Consider the following 18662-nt stretch of genomic DNA (forward strand, 5'->3'; position numbering starts at 1 on the left):
GGTGGCGGGCACCGGCGCCTGCGGATCGGCGACGCCGGCGGAAGAAGTCTGTGCGGCGGCGTGCGCGCACGTGGCGGCCAGCAGCCAGGCCAGCGCACGGGTCAGGTGAAGTCGTTTCATGTCGTCCTCGTGTCGAATGCGTGAATGGCGCCGCCGCGCATGGAGAGCGCCGGCGGCGAGATACGGGCGCGGACGGAAAGGCCGCGCCGTTCAGGCGATGACGAGACGGGGAGGGCGTTCGGGCAGCGACGGGTCGACGCTGGCCACGTGGCCGGCGCGGAAGGGAATGGCGACGGAGGGCGGCGCGAACGCCGGCGGGACGAGTGGCGCGGGCACGAGGGCGACCACGATGCAGCAGCCGGGGCAGGTGCCGCGGTGCTTGTCCTGGTGATCGCCGGCGGACGCCTTGCCTGCCTGCGCCGCGTGGGCGGCGGGCATGTCGTGGCAGCTTCGCGCAGTCGGCGCGGCGTGCGCCGCCGTCATGGCGGCGGGCGCGCTCAGCGACGGCAGCATGCGCGCGGCGGCCAGGCCCTGGAAGGGCAGGGCCAGCAACAGCAGCCAGACGAACAGTGAGCGCAGGACGGTATTCACGCGGGCATTCTAGCACGGCACCGTTGCATTTTTATCCGTCCGGCGTCTTTGTGGTGATGCAAGAATGGCCACACGTGCTAGCATATTGACATGACAAGGAGATTACGGGCAATGATCGGCATCTTGACGCGCATGCGGGCAGCACGGACCATGCACAGCCGGCGCCAGGTGGGCGAGCGGGCCGCGCAGGTCATCGACCGGGTGATCTTCGACATGGGTGTCGATCGCCTCGTGCAGGGCACGTTCCGGCTCGATCGGCACTGCCGCCCGCGCTTCTCCAGCGCCCCCCTCGCGCCCGGCCGCGACGGCGTCGCGGTGGCGCTGGCGCAGCTGGCCGAATGCGCCGCGCTCACGGCGGCGGCGCGCCGCGATGCCGATCGCGAGGCGCTGCGGATGCACACGGACGCCGTCGTCGCGGGCCTGCTGCGCGAATTCGAGGCCCGCTCCCCGCGCTTTCGCGCGCTGCCGGCGGTGCCGGGCGCATAAGCCGGCGCCGATGTCAGCGCAGCGCCGAACGCAGCGCGCCGGACTCGAAATAGATGTGCTGGATCGCCGGATAGGCGGCCGCCACGGCCTTCTCCAGCCGCTCGATCGCGGCCTCCACTTCGTCGATGCGCATGCCGCGGTTGAACTGCACGGCGGCCGTCAGCAGCACGTCGTCCGGCCCAAGCTGCATGCTGAGCAGCTTGCCGACTTCCTGGATGGCGGGATCGGCGCGCAGGATCTCGCACACGCGCCGCGTGGCCTCGGTGCCGATGCCTTCGCCGACGAGCAGCGCGCCGGTCTCGCGCGCGAGGGCGAACGCGGCGCCCACGAGCAGGAGGCCGATCATGATCGACGCGGCCGGATCGAAATACGGGCTGTCGAACACGAAGCCGAGCGTGATGCCGGCGGCCGCGATGGTCAGGCCCAGCAGGGCGGCCGTGTCCTCGATGAAGACGGTGAACACCGACGCGTCCTTGCTCGCATGGACGGTCTGCCACAGCGAGGCGCCGGGCTTGCGCCGCTTGTTGAGTTCCTTGCGCGACACGTTCCAGCTGTAGCCCTCGAAGCAGGCCGAGACGGCCAGCACGACGTAGTTCCACATCGGGTCTTCCAGCGGCTCCGGATGGCGCAGCGCGCTGATGCCGTGGTAGATCGACAGCCCGCCGCCCAGCGAAAACACGGACAGCGCGACGAGCAGCGCCCAGAAATACAGCGCCTTGCCGTAGCCGAACGGGTGGCGCTTGTCGGCCGGCTTCTCGCTGTTCCTCTCGCCGATCAGCAGCAGGAATTCGTTACCGGTGTCGACGGCCGAGTGGATGCCTTCGGCCAGCATGGCGGCACTGCCCGTGATGGCGGCGACGACGAACTTGGCGACCGCGATGCCCAGGTTCGCGAGGATCGCCGCGTAGATCACCTTGCGCGAGCCGCCTTGTTCGTTCTCTTTGTCCGTCATGGTGTATGGTTGTCGCCGGTGGCGTCGATGAGATGTCGAGCCAAGTGTAGCCAATCCGCCGCCGGCGGCTTGCACGGCTGGGAGCGTGTGGATGAGTGTACGTAATCTCAAGCAACTGTTCGCCCCGACGTCGGTGGCCCTCGTCGGCGCCTCCGAGCGACCGGGCAGCGTCGGCGCGACCATGCTGCGCAACCTGCGCGAAGGCGGCTTCGCGGGCCGGCTGTTCCCCGTGAATCCCAAGTACGAGACACTCGCCGGCCTGCAGGTCTGGCCCGACGTGGCGCGCCTGCCGCAGGCGCCCGACCTGGCCATCATCTGCACGCCGCCGGCCACGATCCCCGGCATCGTGCGCGCGCTCGGCGCACTGGGGACGCGCGCCGTCATCGTGATGAGCGCCGGCGTGTCGACGGCGCGCGACCTGCGCGGGCGCAGCATCAAGCAGGCGATGCTGGACGCCGCCAACCCCTACCTGCTGCGCATCCTGGGGCCGAACAGTTCCGGCCTGCTGGCGCCCGGCATCGGCCTGAACGCGAGCATCGCCGTGGGCGGCGCGGCGCCGGGGCGCCTTGCCTTCGTGTCCGACTCGGGCGCGCTGATGGCGGGCGTGCTCGATTGGGCGCGCACGCGCAACGTCGGCTTTTCCACGTTCCTGGCCCTGGGCGACTCGGCCGACGTCGACTTCGGCGACGTGCTCGACTACCTGGCCAGCGATCCCGGCACGTCCGCGATCCTGCTGCACGCGGAGAGCGTGCGCTATGCCCGCAAATTCATGTCGGCCGCGCGCGCGGCGGCCCGCAGCAAGCCGACCCTGATGCTCAAGGCCGGGCGCTCGCTGGAGGCGCCGACGGCCGGCGCCTGCCTGTCCGGCGTGCTGGCGCGGCCCGACGACGTGTATGACGCCGCCATCCGCCGCGCCGGCATGCTGCGCGTGTACACGACGGACCAGCTGTTCGCGGCCGTGGAGACGCTGGCGCGCGCCAAGCCTTTGTTCGGCGAGCGCCTGGCGCTGCTCGGCAACGGCGCCGGCCCCGTCGTGCTGGCCGCCGACGCCCTGCAATACGGCGGCGGCCAGCAGGCCGAATTGTCGGCGGAGACGGTGGCGCAGCTGCGCGGCCTCGTGCCCGAATGGAGCGGCAGCGGCGAATTGAACCTGCGCGGCGACGCGCCGCCGGAGCGCTACCGCGACGTCGTCGACGTGCTGCTGCACGACGGTGGGGCGAACGCCGTCGTGATGATCCACTCGCCCAACGCCGTCGTCGATCCGGCCGACGTGGCGCGCGCGGTGGCGCCGCTGGCGAAGGCGTCGTCGCGCAACGTGCTCGCGTGCTGGCTCGGCCTGCAGTCGGTGGGAGAAGCGCGCGCGATCGCGTACGAGGCGGGCATGCCGGCCTACCGCACGCCGGAAGCGGCGGTGAACGGCTTCCTGCAGATCGTCCACTTCCGCCGCAACCAGCAGCTCCTGATGGAAGTCCCGGCATCCGTCGGCGACGGGGAGCCGGACCGCGGACGCGCCCGTGCCCTCGTCCGCGAGCTGCTCGCGCGGGGACGCAGGACGGGCCGCTACCTGCTGGACGATCCGGACACGAAGGCGATCTTCGACGCCTACGGCATCCCCACGGTGCCCACGCGCGCGGCCGCGACGCCGGACGACGCCGTCGCGATGGCCGGCGAGATCGGCTATCCGGTGGCGGTCAAGATCCTGTCGCCGGACGTGGCGCAGAAGTCGGACGTCGGCGGCGTGTCGCTCGACCTCGATACGCCGGAAGCGGTGCGCGCCGCGACGGAACGCATGCAGAAACGCCTGGCCGAACTGAAGCCGGACGCGCGCCTGGACGGCTTCATCGTGCAGGCGATGGCGCGCAATCCGGCGGCGCACGAACTGATCGCGGGCGCCGCCACCGACCCCGTGTTCGGGCCGGTGATCCTGTTCGGCCAGGGCGGCCTCGCGGTGGAAGCCGTCAACGACCACGCGGTCGGCCTGCCGCCGCTGAACACGGTGCTGGCGCGCGACCTGATCTCGCGCACGCGCGTGGCGCGCCAGCTGGCCGGCTACCGCAACCATCCGGCCGCCAACCTGGACGCCATCGCCGCCGTGCTCGTGCAAGTGTCGCGCCTCGTGGCCGACGTACCGGAGATCGTCGAACTGGACATCAACCCGCTGCTGGCCGATGCCAATGGTGCCGTCGTGCTCGACGCGCGCATGCGCATCGCGATGGCCGACCGCGCCGGCAACGCGCTGGACCGCCTGGCGATCCGTCCGTATCCATCCGAACTGGAAGAGTTCGTGGCGTGGCAGGGCGAGACGATCCTGCTGCGCCCCATCCGCCCCGAGGACGGCGCCGCGCACGTCGCCTTCTTCAACGCGCTGACGCCGGACGACGTCCGCTACCGCATGTTCGTGCGCGTGCGCGAACTGCAGCCGGCGCAGCTGGCGCGCTTCACGCAGATCGACTACGACCGCGAGATGGCCTTCATCGCCACGCGCGCCGGCGCGGACGGCCACGCGGAGACGCTGGCCGTGGGCCGCGTCGTGGCCGATCCCGACAACATGAGTGCCGAATTCGCGGTGACGGTGCGCTCGGACCTGAAGGGCAAGGGCCTGGGCGTCATGTTGATGAACAAGCTGATCGCCTACTGCCGCGCGCGCGGCACCCGCGAGATCGTGGGCGAGGCGCTGCCGCAGAACGCGCCCGTCATCGGCCTCGTCAAGAAACTCGGCTTCATCGTCGGGCCGGTGGACGAGGACGAGGGCGTGAGGAAGTTCCGCTTGCCGCTGCGCTAGCGCCGCATCAGCGGCGGAACCGTACGTCTTCCTGCACGACGGGTGCGTCCTTGTTGCCGTTCTTCGGCTTCTTGGGTTTCTTCGGCTTCTTGACGATCTCGCCGCTCGCAGTCGTCTGCGGCACGCGGTGCTCGGGCTCGAAGCCCGCTTCCTCCTTGCGCTGCAAGGGCTGCTTCGTCAGCGCCTCGATGGCGGCGAGTTGCTGCACTTCGTCCGCGCACACGAGCGACACGGCGTCGCCCGACGCGCCCGCGCGCCCCGTGCGGCCGGTGCGGTGCACATAGTCTTCCGCCACGATCGGCAGGTCGACGTTCACGACGACGGGCAGTTCCTCGATGTCGAGGCCGCGCGCCGCGACGTCGGTGGCGACCAGCACCCGCACCTCGCCCGCCTTGAAGCGCTCGAGCGCACGCAGGCGCGCGGGCTGCGGCTTGTCGCCGTGGATCGAATCGGCGCCCACGCCTTGCGCGGCCAGCAGGTCGACGAGCTGGTCGACCCCCTTGCGCGTCTTCACGAACGCGAGCACCTGGGACCAGCCGTGGCGCTTGAGCAGGTGCAGGAACAGGTCGGGCTTGCGTTTCTTGTCGACCGGGACGATCCACTGGCGGATCGCCTGCACCGTCGTGTTGCGCGGCGACGCCTCGATGCCGACGGGGTCGACCAGCAGCTTCGTTGCCAGCAGCCGGATCGGGTCGGAAAAGGTCGCGGAGAACAGCAAGGTCTGGCGGCGCCTGGGCAGCAGCGCGAGCAGGTTGTCGATGTCGCGCGAGAACCCGAGGTCGAGCATGCGGTCGGCCTCGTCCAGCACGAGCGTCTGCACCTGGTTGAAGCGCACGGCGTTCTGGCGCTGCAGGTCGAGCAGGCGGCCGGGCGTGGCGACGAGCACGTCGACGCCCTTACGCAACCGCATCATCTGCGGATTGATGCTGACGCCGCCGTACGCGACCATCGTGCGCAGCGGCAGCCCGGCCCCGTAGGCGCGCACGCTCTCGTGCACCTGCTCGGCGAGCTCGCGCGTCGGCACGAGGATCAGGGCGCGCACCGAATTGGCGGCGACCTGCACGCCGTCGAGCACGAGGCGCTGCAGCAGGGGCAGGGCGAAGCCGGCCGTCTTGCCGGTGCCCGTCTGGGCGGCGGCCATGACGTCGCGACCGGCCAGCACGGCGGGAATCGCCTGCGACTGGACGGCGGTGGGCGTGTGGTAGGACAGCGAGGCGAGGGTGCGCGTGATCTGGTCGATCAGGCCGAGCGAAGCGAACGACATGGTGGCGGAGGCGGTCTTGGAAAAGGCGACAGTGTAACCTGTCGCCCAACCCAGGGTCACGGCGGGTGTCCACTTGTCGTGAGTGCAACGCGCACGTACACTGCGCCTTCGTGGACTTCCGTTGTTACGAGGCCGATGGGTTTGATTTTGTTACTGGTGTTTCTTGCGATGCTGCTCGGCTTCTCCTGCCTGGGCATCCCGCTGGGTGTCCGGGCCGTATGCCGGGCGCGAGGCCGCACGACCGCGGTCCTCGTTTTATCGGCGGCGAGCGCGGGCCTCGGCGTGCTTGCGGTGTTGCTGCCTTTCGCGCTCGTGATGTCGAGCCGCGTGTCGGCATGGGGATTCGTCCTGGTCGTGACGGCGTGCGTCGGCGCGATTGCCGGGCTGGCCGGCGCCGTTCTCGGGCAGCGTTTTCGGGAATCGGGCAGGCCCGCCGACGGCCTGTTCGGCGCCGCGTTCTTCCTTTCCGCGGCGGCGTTCCCGGTGAACTGGTTCTGGCTGGCGCCGCGCCTGGAGGCGTGGTTCCGGGTCGGCTGGACGTATTGATGCCGCCGCTGCGTCGTCCGGCGCCTAAGGCATATCGCGAGCCTTGTCAGGCGCAACCGCCAGCACCACCGTCCACAGCGCGAACTTGATGATGCGCTCGACCACATAGAAGCAGCACGCCCAGACGGCCAGCCTGGCGAACGAGAATCCGCCATGCAGTACCGAGTCGTCCATCCCGGCGGCCTTGAGCCATCCCTGCACGATCAAGACCGCGCCGACGCAGCACGGCAGCTCGATCCACCATTTGTTAGCCAAATTCTTTTTCATGCCGAAGTCTTTCCACGCCGGGTCCGATCCATTGCCGGCGCGAGTGTAGCAGCCCGGACGCTGCTGAAAACACGCCGATTGTCACGCGGCGCCGCCGGTGAACGCGAAATCGACGTCCGGCCTGCGCCCCGACACGATGTCCGCGATCGCGCGCCCCGAGCCGCACCCCATCGTCCAGCCCAGCGTGCCGTGGCCCGTGTTCAGGTACAGGTTCGCGAAGCGCGTGCGGCCGATGATCGGGACGTTCGACGGCGTCAGCGGCCGCAGGCCCGCCCAGTACGTGGCAGCGTCGTAGTCGCAGGCGCCGGGGAACAGGGCGCGCACGCGCCGCGTGATCGCCTCGCAGCGCACGGGATTCAGGTCGCGCGTATAGCCGTTCAACTCGCACGTGCCGGCCACGCGCAGGCGCGCGCCCAGGCGCGAGAACACGAGCTTGTGGCCGTCGTCCGTCAGCGACACGGTCGGCGCGGCGTCGCCATCGACCACCGGATACGTGGCGGAATACCCCTTGCCGGGATAGATCATCAGCCGAATGCCCAGCGGCGCGAGCAGGTGCACGGAAAAACTGCCGAGCGCGACGACGACGGCGTCCGCATGCAGCTGCTGGTGGCGGCCGTCGGCGTCGATGATTTCCACGCCGTCGATGCGGTCGCCGCGGGCCAAAAGTCGCGTCGCCGTCGTGTCGTACAGGAAGCGGATGCCGGCGGCCGCGCCGCGCGCGGCCAGTTGCGCCGTGAACCGGTACACGTCGCCGGATTCGTCGCTGGCCGTGAAGTCGCCGCCCACGAGCTTGCGGCGCACGGGCGCCAGCGCGGGTTCGATCCGCACGACTTCGTCGGCGTCGACGGTCATGCGCGGGCAGCCCAGGTCGCGCATCGCGGCGGCCGCGCGGCGGGCGCGCTCGAATTCCTTGTCGTCCGTGTAGAAATGGAGGATGCCGCGCGTGAGGCTGTCGTACTCGATGCCCGTCCGCGCGCGCAGCGCCTGCAGGCTGCGGCGGCTGTACTCGGCCATGGCGACGATCCGGCGCAGGTTGGCGGCGACGCGGCCGGGTGCGCACTCGCGCACGAACTGCAGGCACCAGCGCCATTGCAGCGGGTCGGCGCGCAGGCGGAACAGCAGCGGCGCGTCTTCCCGGCCCAGCGACTGCACGACCTTGAGCAGGCCGGCGGGCGTGGCCCAGGGCTCGGCGTGCGACACGGAGATCTGGCAGCCGTTCGCGAAACTCGTCTCCTGCGCCGGGCCGCCCTGGCGTTCGATCACCGTGACGTCGTGGCCGGCCTCGCGCAGATACCAGGCGGTCGCGGTGCCGACGATGCCGGCGCCGAGGACGATCACGTGCATCGGCGCACCGTTGCGATACGGCGTGGGAAGTTTCTGGAAACAGGAAGTTGCATGCGGCTCCTCGTTGGCGTCGTGGTGACGGGCGGAGCCGGCAAAGGAGAGCGGGCGCCGGCGCGGGGACCGGTAACCGCATGCTTCCCTTCGCTGGCATTACCCAGATCAGGTTCGGAGGGTGTTTCTCACCCGCGGGCCGCGGTTGCGGCTGCAGGACCCCTAGCGTTGCCTTATGGCAGGCAGAATTCTAACCGGTCCGCGGCGCGGCGGCAAAGTGGGCGGAACAGCGGGTCGGATTGGGGCGGCAACGGGCATGCGGCGGCGCCGGCGCGCGAATGCGGCCGGACGACAGCATGCTGCGCGGCGTGCGCAGGTCAGGCCGGGACGGCGGCCGCGGCCGCGGCCAGCGCGACGGTGGGTTTCACCGGTTCGCGCCGGTCCTGGCAGGCCACGAGCATGAGACAGGCCAGGAGCAGCAGGCGATAGCAGGCACGATGATGTTTCATGACTCTCTCTCCTTTGGCCGCATCGTAGCCCAACCCCGGCGGCGCCGGCGCGCCGCTGGCGCAGGCTCAGAAGCGGTAGCCGATGCTCGCGCGCACGACCGGATAGACCTTGAGGGAATCCACGTCGTCGCGCAGGTGCAGGCGCTCGGCGGCGATGTCGTTGAGGAGCGCCACGCAGTCCGTCAGCGACGCCGGGCAGCTGGTGCTGGCCAGATGCACGTTCGGATTGCCCTGGTAGAACACGCCGAGGTCGACGTTGCTGGTCCAGTGCGAGGACGGTGCCAGCGCCTTGCCCCAGCCGATGCCGACGTAGGGCGCGGCCTTGCGGTAATCGATGCGGCCGGTCAGGAGGCCGACGTCGGCCGTCGTGTAGGTATGGCCGTTCAGCGTGAAGGCGCCGGCGCCGTTCGGCCTGGCCCGGGCGTCGAACCGGTTGCCGTTGTAGAGGACGCCGCCCGTCAGGTGGAAGCTGCTGCCTTCGGTCAGATACCAGTCGAACAGGATGTCGAACGTCTGCAGCTTGCCCTTGATGTCGTAGTCGACGAGGTTCGACGTCCTGGTGAAGTTGTGGCGGAAATAGTTGGCGCCGAAGCGGCCGTTCAGATAGGTTTCCATCGGCACGACGACGTGGAAGCCCACGCCGGTGGTGCCGATGTCGGCCGTTGCGCCGACCTGCGCGCTGGCGGCGCCCGCCGCCAGCAGGGCGGCCGCGGCCAGCACGGTTTGTTTCGCGAACATCGATGACCTTTCAGTGGATTGGAGCCGGCGATTGTAGCCGCGCACTTGCCCCAAGAGAAATATTGCTGCCCGGTCTGTTGTAATCCCGCCCGGCGACAATGTAAGCATGTGTTGCAACGAATTGTACGTAACATTTCGTTTGATAAACTCGACACAAACATTACAAAGAGGTCATCCTATGAAATCCCTGATCTTCGGCGTGGCGCTGTGCGCCGCCGCTCTCCCGGCCCTGGCCCAGACGAACGTGTCCATCAGCGTCGGCCAGCCCGGCTTCTATGGCCGTGTCGACATCGGCGACTTCGCGCCGCGCCCCGTCCTGTACGCGCCGCAACCGGTGATCATCGCGCCGGCGCCGCAATACGTGGCGGAACCCATCTACCTGCGCGTGCCGCCGGGCCACCGCAAGCACTGGGCGCGTTACTGCGGCCGCTACGGCGCGTGCGGCCGTCCGGTCCTGTTCGTGCGCGACGAGTGGTACACGAACACCTACGTGCCGCGCTACCGCGAGCATTTCGGCGGCTATCGCGGCGATCACCGTGGCAACTACGGCGGCGGACCGCGCGACGTGCGCGTCGTCGAGCGCGTGGAATACCGCGACCGCGGCGACCACGGCCGCCACGAGGGCTGGGAGCACGGCCGCGGCCATGACGAAGGCCACGGCGACCACGGCAACGGTCACGGCCACGGCCATGGCCGCGGCCACGACTGATCCGTGACGGGCGGTTGCGCCGCCCCGTAGTAGACTGTCCGCGTGAGCCCGGCAGCGGGCGTGACCGACGGAGGCAGGCTTGCAGGGCGATATCGTGATCGTAGGCGGCGGGGCGGGCGGACTGGAACTGGCCTGCAAGCTGGGCGGCAAACTGGGACCGGACAAGGTGACGCTGGTCGACAGCCGGCTCTACCACGTGTGGAAGCCGTCGCTGCACGAAGTGGCGGCCGGCACGCTGGACATCCACCAGGAAGGGCTGTCGTACCAGATGCTGGCGCACGACCGCGGCTTTTCCTTCGTGTACGGCGCCATGACGGCGCTCGACGCGGCCGCGCGGCACATCACGATCGCGCCCGTGACCACGGCGGCCGATGGCGAGGAAGTGCTGCCGGAGCGCACCCTCGGCTACCGCTCGCTCGTGATCGCCGTCGGCAGCACGTCGAATTATTTCGGCGTGCCCGGCGCGCGCGAGAACACGATTTCCCTGAATGCCACCGAGGACGCCGAGCGGTTCCGCCTGCGCCTCTTGCGCCTGCTCGCCCAGGCCGAGCAGCAGAAGGAAGACGGTGCGGCCGACAGCGGCATCGACATCGTCATCATCGGCGGCGGCGCCACCGGCGTCGAGCTGGCGGCGGAATTGCGCGAAGCGTCCGGCGCCTACGCGGCCTATGGCTTTCGCCGGCTGCAGGTCAAGCGCGACGTGCGCATCACCCTGCTCGAAGGCGCGCCGCGCATCCTGGCGCCGCTGCCGGAACGGGTCTCGAGTGCGGCCGCGCGCCTGCTCGACGAGCGCGCCATCCGGGTCGTGACGGATTGCCGGGTCAACCGCATCGACCAGAACCAGGTCAGCGACAACAAGGGCAACCTCTATCGGGCCGACCTGTGCGTGTGGGCGGCGGGCATCCGTGCGCCCGAGTTCCTGGGCGCGCTCGGCCTGCCGGTGGCCAAGGGCGGCCAGGTCGAGGTCGACGCGCAGCTACGTGTGAAGGACGTGCCCGGCGTGTACGCGCTGGGCGACTGCGCCGCCTGCACGGACGGCAAGGGCAAGCCCGTGCCGCCGCGCGCCCAGGCCGCGCACCAGCAGGCCGATTATCTCCTCAAGACCTTCGTCGACCAGGCGGCCGGCAAGCCGCCGCAGACGGCGCCGTACGTGTACCGCGATTACGGCTCGCTCGTGTCGATCGGGCGCGAGACGACGGTGGGCAACCTGATGGGTTCATTGCGGGGCGCCAGCCTGTTCGTGGAAGGCTTCCTGGCGCGCATCATGTACATGAGCCTGCACCTGATGCACCACCAGGCCGTGCTGGGGTCGCTGCGCACGGGCCTGATGGCGGTGGGGCGCTTCCTGATCCGCAGGACGACGCCGATCGTCAAGCTGCACTGAGCCCGCCGCGCGGCTGCCGGCAGGCGGCATCGAGCAGCGGGATGTCGCAGCAGCGCACGCCGGGCTGGACGCCGTCCCACACGACGCGTTGCATCGCGCTGCAATAGCACGCGAGGTTGGCGTCGACGAGGTGCCACAGTGCGAGCCGGCAATGCCCGCAGGCCGGCATCGGCGCCGGCCGCTGGATGGGTTCGAGCCGTTCGAGCGTCGGGCTGAGCGCCTCGGGCGGCCGGGCAAACGGTGGCGTCGGGTCCATGCGAAGCTCCACGATGGTTGGCAACCCGCCGATGCTCGCACGGGCCCGCAACCGGGTGTTCGGCCCGATCAAGGAAACGTCATGTCGTTCAGCGCACGGCCAGGATGTCCCACAGATGGTTCCGCTGCTTCTTGTCGGCGGGGTCGAAGATGCGCCGGCCGATCTCGAGTCCCAGCTTGCGATGGCTTTCCCACTGCGCCTCGTCGAAGAACTGGTCGCCCGTGGTCTGCTGCGGGAATTCCTTGTTCACGGCGCCATAGTTGTGCACGTCCAGCGGCGCCTCGGCGATCAGGACGGGCTTGACCAGGACGATGCGCATGTCCGGCACCTTGTTGTGCCGCGCCCCGCTGCTGCGGAACACGTTCAGCAGCAGGGCGCATTTGTTGCTGCCGGGCTTGGGCTGCGCCAGCTCCGCGGCGGTGCCGAACACGTCGCGCAACGGGGACAGCGACGTCGTGACGGTCTCGTCGACTTCGATGTCGATGCCGAAGTCGATGCGCGCCAGGCGGATCAGGCCGGCGAGATCGTCGAACCGGTAGCCGGGATCGGCGCCGCAGTCGCAGGCGACGATGAACTTGACGTCGCGTTCGGGCCGCAACAGTTCGTAGATGCCGGTATTGTCGAAATGTCCGCCGTCGCTGAGGTAGTGCATGGGGCGGCGGGTGCCGTAGAAATGCGCGCCCAGCTCGTCGACCAGGTAGGCCTGGGTCGGCAGCGCCGTGCGGAACAGGCGCGCGAGGCCGCGCTCGGTGTTGCGCGTCAGGCCCGAACGCCACCAGCGGCCCAGCCGCACGTTCGCCAGGCCCAGCAGCAGGGCCATGGCCGCCGACGTCCGCCGTCCGCTGCCGGTGGCGGCGGCCGCGCCTGAGATGCCGATCCATTCGCCGATCGTCAACGGGTCGCCGGGGCCGGTGTCCTCGGCGGGAAAGCACTTGCCGTCGATCGCGAACGGCAGGGCCGGCGTGTCCCCGGCGACGGCGGGGAGCACCACCATCGGCCGTCCCTTGCGATCGCGCTGGATCAGTTGCTCGGCCGGGTCGACGTTCTGGTTCAGGCACACGTTGATGAGATGCAGGGGCGCGTAGCGGTTCGTGTTGTAGGCGACATGGTCGATGTGGTCGGTATCGAGCGGTTCCGCCGAGCTCAGCGTCTTGTCGCCGTCCGCGAAACGGTGGGCGTTGCTGGCGCCCTGGTAGGCGCGCGTCAGCCGTGCGCTGTACAGGCCCTGCAGCGAGGACAGGTTGAGGAACTGCGGGAAGCGGCCGATCATCGCCGTGAGCGCGCCGGCGGCGAGCAGCAGGAGCAGCAGCCAGCCGCACTGCGACTTCAGCAGCCCGGCCGCCGCGAACGTATAGCGGCAAGCCAGGTCTACGCCTTGCCACTGGATCCAGATGACGCCGTAATCCCAGACGGACACGAGCAGCACGGCGAGCGCCGCGGCGGCCAGTCCGAGCAGGACGTCGACCGGGATGCGCGTACGGGGCATGCCGGACAGCTTGACGAGGCGCGGTGCCAGGCGGCGCGTCAGCCACGTCAGGATGGCGGTCGCCGTCAGCGGCGGCCCCAGGGTCCAGTCGTGCGCATAAAAGCTCTGGGAGAGCGTGTCGACGAGCGCCAGGAAGGCGAGTACGCCGGCCAGCTTCAGCGTCCAGGTGAGCTGGCGCGTCAGGTGCAGGCGCAGTGCCGCGAACGTCTTGTGCGGCGCGGCCGCGCGGAACCACAGGGCGCCGAGCGCCATCTCGGCCAGCACGGCGGCGAACGGCGTTCCCGCCTGGTCCCACGGCGCGGCAGGCGCGATCCAGAACCATGGAATCCAGGCCGCCGCGGCGCCGACCACGACGGCCACGCAGGCCGCGCACCCCACATAGCCGAGCCAGTACCGCACGGGCTGCTTCGCCGCCTTGTCGAGGCTTTTGCCCGCGGGCGGATAGGTCATCCAGTAGGCGCAGCCGCACGGCACCATGAGCAGCGCCAGCACCGCCACGGGAAACATCCACAGGCCGCTGAGCCAGACGTCCGACAGCCATGTGCCCGGTTTGGACAGCTGGACGATGAATTGGGTCAACTGCCCTTGATCGGCCACGTACAGGAGGCCGTTCTTGGCCATGTTCAGCAGGGCGAGCAGGACGAGCAGCAGCAGGCCGAGCACCAGATGCAGGGCAAACCATGCACGCAGGACGGTGGCGATGCCATACAGCAGGTCGCCGGCGCTGGACGGTGCGAGGTAGCGGCCGTTTTCGCGCAGCCAGGCCATGGCCCGGTACGCGCTGCCGGCGGCCTTGACGGCGCCCGTGCGCAGGCGCGGCGGTTCCTGGCGCAGCGTATCGTAGGCATTCGCGGCGCTGGCGGCCTCGTCCATCTCGGGATCGGCCCGTCCCGGCACGAACATGCTCGCGAAGAACGTCCCGATATAGCCGCCGCCGCTGACCGTCGACAGGTAGTCGAACTGGCCCAGCAGGCTCTCTTCGGTGGCGGCCGGACTGCCGGGGAGGGGGAGCGGCGCGGCCCCGGGCGGCGCCGGCGTGCGGCCGAGTGCCTCGAGTACGCCAAGGCAAAAGGTGGCGCTGCGGATGCCGCCGCCGGACAGGCACAGGCCCCAGGCCGACGTCGCCTGCTGCTCGGGCACGGACCGGCGCCGGCGGACCCGCGCGAGCTCCTCGCGCATGCGCCCGATGTAACGGTCATCGGCTGTCGCCGGGGGCTGGTGCGATTGCGTGTCCATGCATACCTCCATCGCGCTCGACGCGGGGGCGTCGATATGGCTGACCACGGACGACGTGCCGGGTTCCCGGCCATCTATCCGTGCAGGGTAAGAATTTGCCGGACAAATCTATCGGCGAATTCCTACAAGGCTAGCATGATTCACTGACAAAATTCTCACCAATAATTGCATTGGCGGGCGCGCGGGCGGGCGACGGGCGTGCGGCGGCCGCGCCCGGAAGGGCGGCCGTGCGGCGGGCGGGATGCTGCCCGATTACTTGGGGATGACCAGCGTCAGGGCGGTGCCTTTGCCGTCCGGTCCGGGGCCGAGGGTCAGCGTGCCGTTCAAGCCGCGGACGCGCTCGCGCAGCATGCGCAGGCCGTGGCAGCTGGGGGCGGCGGCGACGCCCGTGCCGGGGCCGACGCCGTCGTCGCGCACGGTCAGCATGGCCTGGTCGCCATCGTCGTCGAGGATGACGTCGACCGCCGTCGCCTGTGCGTGCTGGGCGATGTTGCGCAGGCCTTCCTCGGCGCAGCGCAGCAGCGCGACGCCCTGGGCGCGCGTGTAGTCGGCGTCCTCGTCCGGCATGCTGGCCCTGGCCTTGATGCCGTGCTCGCGGCCCCATTCCTGGACCAGTTCCGCGATCGCCGCCCTGGGGCCCAGGAACTCCAGCTTGTCGTTCCAGAGCGCCAGCTGCATCTTGCGGTTGGTCTCGATGATGTTGTTCAGCAGTTGCTTCATTTGCGCGGCGCGGTCGCGCTGCGGCTGTTCCTGCAAGTGTTGCGACAGCAGGCCGAGGTGCATCGTCAGCGCCGTCATCGACGAACCGAGACTGTCGTGCAGCCGGCGTGCCAGCAGGCGCCGCTCTTCGTCCCAGCAGGTCGTCAGGTGGGCCAGGAGTTCGGCCAGCTCGGCGGCGCGCGCCGCATGCTGGCTGTCTTCTCCGGAATCCGGCGGATGAGGTTCCGAAACTTTCATGAAGGCAACCAATTTATGTTTCTCGGGATGATACAACAGCTTGGGCCGGGGCGGCGCAGGAATCGTCTTTGTGAGTTGCCGTACAGTCTAGTGTTGCATTTCGGGTCAAGCTGGAGGCTGACAACCCCACGCAAGGAGCTACAGATGAGCACGAGATCCCACACCGGCGCACAGGCCGGCGCCCAGACCAACGCCATGGCCGCAGGCCAGGACGCCATCGCCCTCTTGACCGCGGACCACCGCGAAGTCTCGGACATGTTCGAACAGTTCGACCAGCTGGGCGACCGCGCCACCACCAGCAAGGAAAAGCTCAAGGACAAGATTTGCAAGGCGCTGATCGCCCACACGACGATCGAAGAAGAAATCTTTTATCCGGCCGTGCGCGCCAAGATCGAGGAGGGCGAGGACATGGTGGACGAGGCCGTCGTCGAGCACGCGGCGGCCAAGGACCTCATCAAGCAGTTGCAGGAAATGCAGCCGGACGACGAGCTGTACGACGCGAAGGTGAAGGTGCTCGGCGAGCAGATCGAGCACCACGTCAAGGAAGAAGAGAAGGAGATGTTCCCGAAAGTGAAGAAAAGCGGGCTGGACCTGCTCGCGCTGGGCCAGGAAATGGCCATGCGCAAGCAGGAACTGATGTCGACGCTGTAATTCCGCCAACGTCAGCGGGGCCGACATCGTAGGGTGGGCGGCCTCCGCCCACGCGTGACGCCGCGTAGCTGCCACGGTAACGCGTGGGCACGGGGTGCCCACCCTACGTGCCTGCCGGCCGTCAGCCGGCGGCAGCCGGCTGGGCCAGGGGCAACCCTTCGCCCCCTGGGCGGGCCGCCGTGCCCGCCAGCTGGTCGAGCAGGGCGTGCAGTTCGACGGGCTTGACGAGGTGCAGGTCGAAGCCTGCTTCCAGCACGCGGCGCTGGTCCTCCGCCAGGCCGTAGCCTGTGAGCGCGATCAGGCGGATGCCGTGCGTGCCCGCTTCCTGGCGCAGGCGGCGCGCCACTTCATAGCCGTCGATGCCGGGCAGGCCGATGTCGACGAGGGCGACGTCCGGCTTCTCGGCGCACGCCACGCGCACGCCTTCCAGGCCGTCGCCGGCCTGCAGCACCGGATACCCGAACGACGCCAGCATCGTGGCCATCATCTCGCGGCCGTCGTCATTGTCTTCGATCAGCAGCACGGTGGGCTTGTCGGCCTCGCGCGCCCGCGCGTGGGCGGGGACGTCCGTCGCGGCGCCGGGCTCGGTGCGCGGCAGGCGGATCTCGAACGTGCTGCCGCCGCTGCTGCCCGGGCTGCTTGCGCTGACCGACCCGCCATGCAGTTCGACGAGGCGCCGCACGAGCGACAGGCCGATGCCGAGGCCGCCCTGCGAGCGGTCGATCGAGATCGCGCCCTGCACGAACACGTCGAACACGTGCGGCAGCAGGTCGGGGGCGATGCCCACGCCGGAATCGCTCACGCGCAGCACGATGTCCGCCTCGTTCGCCGCGACGGCGATCTCGATGCGGCCGCCGGCCGGCGTGTATTTCAGAGCATTGTCGATCAGGTTCGTCGCGATCTGTTCGAGCCGCGTGGCGTCGCCGTCGACCCAGCCCGGCGCCAGCTGCACATCGATGTCGTAGCCGGCCGTGCGGCCGGTGGCGCGGAATGTGTCGAGGCAGCTCGATACGAGCGTGGCGATGTCCAGCCGCTTGCGCGAAAGCAGGATTTTGCCCGACATCGCCCGCGACAAATCCAGCAGATCGTCGACGATGCGCGATAAATGCTGGCTCTGGCGCTGGATGATCAGGCGGGCGCGGCCGATGGAGTCGGGGCCGACGCCGGGCATGCCCAGCAGCGACGACGCGCTGCTGATGGCGGACAGCGGGTTGCGCAGTTCGTGCCCCAGCATCGCGAGGAATTCGTCCTTGGCGCTGCTCTTGCGCTCGGCCGCGCGGCGCTCTTCCATTTCGCGCACGAGGCGCTTGTTCGTCGCGGTCAGCTCGGTCGTGCGCTGGGACAGTTTCTCGGCCTGGCGCTTGAGCTGTTCGTTCTTCGTCGCGAGCGCCACGAACACCTGTACCTTGGCGCGCAGCACCTGCGGGATCACGGGGGTGAACAGGAAATCGGCGGCGCCGCGCTGGTAGGCCTTCAGCCGGTCGATCTCGTCGGCGAGGAACGCCGTGACGAAGATGATCGGGATGTCGGCGGAGCGGGGGCGCTGGTGGATGGCCTCGGCCGTTTCGAAGCCGTCCATGCCGGGCATGTTGACGTCCAGCAGGATGACGGCGAAGTCGTGGCGGAGCACCTGGCGCAGCGCGTCCTGGCCGGAACGCGCGGACAAGACCTCGTAATTGCTCTCGTCGGCCCATTGCTCCAGGAGGCTCGTCAATGCAAGCAGGCTGGCGGCATCGTCGTTGACGACGAGAATCTTAGGTTTTTCGGTGAGGGACACGGCGTTTGAACAAGGGCTCGGTACACGTATTCACAAGCTCATCAGAATAACAGAGCATGCCGCTTTGCAAAATATATCGATAAAAACTGTTGCAATTCGTCATGATAGCACGGCCGATCAGGCCCCTTGAAATCAATCGTGCGCGGCAACTGGCGGGGCATCGTTCGGTGCCGCACATACCGTGTCAAGACCGTATGCGATAGTGGGGTCACGTCAGGGAGCCACATGAAAGGACAGCCATGAATATCCAGATCATCGTTAACGACACGCATCACGATAAATGCTTCCGTGAACTGGTCAACCAGCCGGTGACGGTGCTGCGCAACGTCAGCCAGGCGCAGGCGGACGCGCTGCGCGATGCGTTCGGCATCAATACCATCGCGGAACTGGCCGATCTCAAGCTGGTCAAGTGGGCGCGCGCGATCCGCACGATGGCCAGCGCCGAGGCCGAGCCGCGCGAGGCGGTGGCCAAGGAAACGCTGCTCGACGATGCCGTGGAAATGACGTTCCCGGCCAGCGATCCGCTTTCCGTCTCCTCCGGCATCACCCGTATCGAGGTGCCGCCGGAAAAAGTGGACGCGAGCTCCGACCACCAGAACGCCGCCGCCATCGAGGCGCACAACGAGCAGGTCGTCGGCTGCCGGGCACTGGGCCCGGGGGGCGAAAAGACGGCCGGCGCGGCCTGATCCGCGCCGGCACGCACGGCGGGCGGGCACATCGTGCCCACGCGGACGCC

18 protein-coding genes and 1 riboswitch are annotated in these 18662 nt (G+C 69.1%); of the genes, 7 read left to right on the forward strand and 11 right to left on the reverse strand.

Translation table 11 applies throughout. The features are described 5' to 3' along the window. Window positions 1-210 precede the first annotated feature (210 nt). Window positions 211-591 (reverse strand): hypothetical protein, encoded by a 381-nt coding sequence (locus tag ASC93_RS18360; protein ID WP_056445467.1) that lies wholly within the window; start codon window positions 589-591, stop codon window positions 211-213. Window positions 592-702: 111 nt separating this feature from the next. Here ASC93_RS18360 and ASC93_RS18365 point away from each other — a divergent pair, with 111 nt between their 5' ends. Then, window positions 703-1077 (forward strand): hypothetical protein, encoded by a 375-nt coding sequence (locus ASC93_RS18365; protein ID WP_056445469.1) that lies wholly within the window; start codon window positions 703-705, stop codon window positions 1075-1077. Window positions 1078-1090: 13 nt separating this feature from the next. On the opposite strand, the gene ASC93_RS18370 is transcribed toward ASC93_RS18365, so the two are convergent. Continuing rightward, on the reverse strand, window positions 1091-2029 hold the full coding sequence (locus ASC93_RS18370) for a cation diffusion facilitator family transporter (protein ID WP_056445473.1): 939 nt from the start codon (window positions 2027-2029) through the stop codon (window positions 1091-1093). Window positions 2030-2120: 91 nt separating this feature from the next. Here ASC93_RS18370 and ASC93_RS18375 point away from each other — a divergent pair, with 91 nt between their 5' ends. Further along, window positions 2121-4811 (forward strand): bifunctional acetate--CoA ligase family protein/GNAT family N-acetyltransferase, encoded by a 2691-nt coding sequence (locus ASC93_RS18375; RefSeq protein WP_056445476.1) that lies wholly within the window; start codon window positions 2121-2123, stop codon window positions 4809-4811. A 7-nt stretch (window positions 4812-4818) separates the two neighbouring features. Here ASC93_RS18375 and ASC93_RS18380 read toward each other — a convergent pair whose 3' ends face one another. Beyond that, window positions 4819-6075, reverse strand: a complete 1257-nt coding sequence (locus tag ASC93_RS18380) for a DEAD/DEAH box helicase (RefSeq protein WP_056445478.1) — start codon at window positions 6073-6075, stop codon at window positions 4819-4821. A 135-nt stretch (window positions 6076-6210) separates the two neighbouring features. Here ASC93_RS18380 and ASC93_RS18385 point away from each other — a divergent pair, with 135 nt between their 5' ends. After that, window positions 6211-6621 carry a hypothetical protein gene (locus ASC93_RS18385; RefSeq protein ID WP_056445481.1) on the forward strand — a complete coding sequence of 137 codons (411 nt, stop codon included), beginning with the start codon at window positions 6211-6213 and terminating at the stop codon, window positions 6619-6621. 24 nt (window positions 6622-6645) lie between these two features. Here the strand turns inward: ASC93_RS18385 and ASC93_RS18390 are convergent, their stop codons facing one another. The 4 genes from ASC93_RS18390 to ASC93_RS18400 form a co-directional block, all read right to left on the reverse strand. After that, a complete protein-coding gene (locus ASC93_RS18390; protein WP_056445484.1) occupies window positions 6646-6888 on the reverse strand; it encodes a hypothetical protein in 243 nt (80 codons plus the stop codon). A gap of 81 nt (window positions 6889-6969) precedes the next feature. Next, complete coding sequence (locus ASC93_RS18395; protein WP_056445487.1) at window positions 6970-8232, reverse strand: D-amino acid dehydrogenase; 1263 nt, start codon at window positions 8230-8232, stop codon at window positions 6970-6972. A 119-nt stretch (window positions 8233-8351) separates the two neighbouring features. Further along, a riboswitch (TPP riboswitch) is annotated at window positions 8352-8457 on the reverse strand. A 143-nt stretch (window positions 8458-8600) separates the two neighbouring features. Further along, window positions 8601-8732: a hypothetical protein gene (locus tag ASC93_RS32540; RefSeq protein ID WP_267874955.1), complete on the reverse strand. Its 132-nt coding sequence runs from the start codon at window positions 8730-8732 to the stop codon at window positions 8601-8603. Between the two features lie 66 nt (window positions 8733-8798). Beyond that, window positions 8799-9470 (reverse strand): hypothetical protein, encoded by a 672-nt coding sequence (locus ASC93_RS18400; protein ID WP_056445491.1) that lies wholly within the window; start codon window positions 9468-9470, stop codon window positions 8799-8801. A gap of 178 nt (window positions 9471-9648) precedes the next feature. Between ASC93_RS18400 and ASC93_RS18405 the strand changes: the two genes are divergently transcribed. Together ASC93_RS18405 and ASC93_RS18410 are read left to right on the forward strand one after the other, a co-directional pair. Then, window positions 9649-10179, forward strand: a complete 531-nt coding sequence (locus tag ASC93_RS18405; RefSeq protein WP_056445494.1) for a PXPV repeat protein — start codon at window positions 9649-9651, stop codon at window positions 10177-10179. A gap of 79 nt (window positions 10180-10258) precedes the next feature. Further along, the gene (locus ASC93_RS18410; protein ID WP_056445498.1) at window positions 10259-11563 is read left to right on the forward strand and encodes an NAD(P)/FAD-dependent oxidoreductase; all 1305 of its coding nucleotides are present in this window, start codon (window positions 10259-10261) and stop codon (window positions 11561-11563) included. On the opposite strand, the gene ASC93_RS18415 is transcribed toward ASC93_RS18410, so the two are convergent. From ASC93_RS18415 to ASC93_RS18425, 3 genes are all read right to left on the reverse strand, one after another. Continuing rightward, a complete protein-coding gene (locus ASC93_RS18415; RefSeq protein WP_056445501.1) occupies window positions 11550-11819 on the reverse strand; it encodes a hypothetical protein in 270 nt (89 codons plus the stop codon). The two genes, ASC93_RS18410 and ASC93_RS18415, sit on opposite strands and share 14 nt — an antisense overlap. 88 nt (window positions 11820-11907) lie before the next feature. Then, the gene (locus ASC93_RS18420; RefSeq protein ID WP_056445504.1) at window positions 11908-14541 is read right to left on the reverse strand and encodes a patatin-like phospholipase family protein; all 2634 of its coding nucleotides are present in this window, start codon (window positions 14539-14541) and stop codon (window positions 11908-11910) included. A 252-nt stretch (window positions 14542-14793) separates the two neighbouring features. Further along, a complete protein-coding gene (locus ASC93_RS18425) occupies window positions 14794-15498 on the reverse strand; it encodes a sensor histidine kinase (protein WP_056445507.1) in 705 nt (234 codons plus the stop codon). 195 nt (window positions 15499-15693) lie between these two features. On the opposite strand from ASC93_RS18425, the gene ASC93_RS18430 reads away from it, so the two are divergent. Then, window positions 15694-16149, forward strand: a complete 456-nt coding sequence (locus ASC93_RS18430; RefSeq protein ID WP_056445999.1) for a hemerythrin domain-containing protein — start codon at window positions 15694-15696, stop codon at window positions 16147-16149. 121 nt (window positions 16150-16270) lie between these two features. Here ASC93_RS18430 and ASC93_RS18435 read toward each other — a convergent pair whose 3' ends face one another. Continuing rightward, a complete protein-coding gene (locus ASC93_RS18435) occupies window positions 16271-17926 on the reverse strand; it encodes a response regulator (protein WP_056445510.1) in 1656 nt (551 codons plus the stop codon). Window positions 17927-18165: 239 nt separating this feature from the next. Between ASC93_RS18435 and ASC93_RS18440 the strand changes: the two genes are divergently transcribed. Next, entirely contained in the window at window positions 18166-18612 is a 447-nt protein-coding gene (locus ASC93_RS18440; protein ID WP_229412779.1) for a hypothetical protein, read from the forward strand. Window positions 18613-18662: the final 50 nt, after the last annotated feature.

This window comes from Massilia sp. Root335 (assembly GCF_001425685.1).
Lineage (GTDB): Bacteria > Pseudomonadota > Gammaproteobacteria > Burkholderiales > Burkholderiaceae_D > Telluria > Telluria luteola.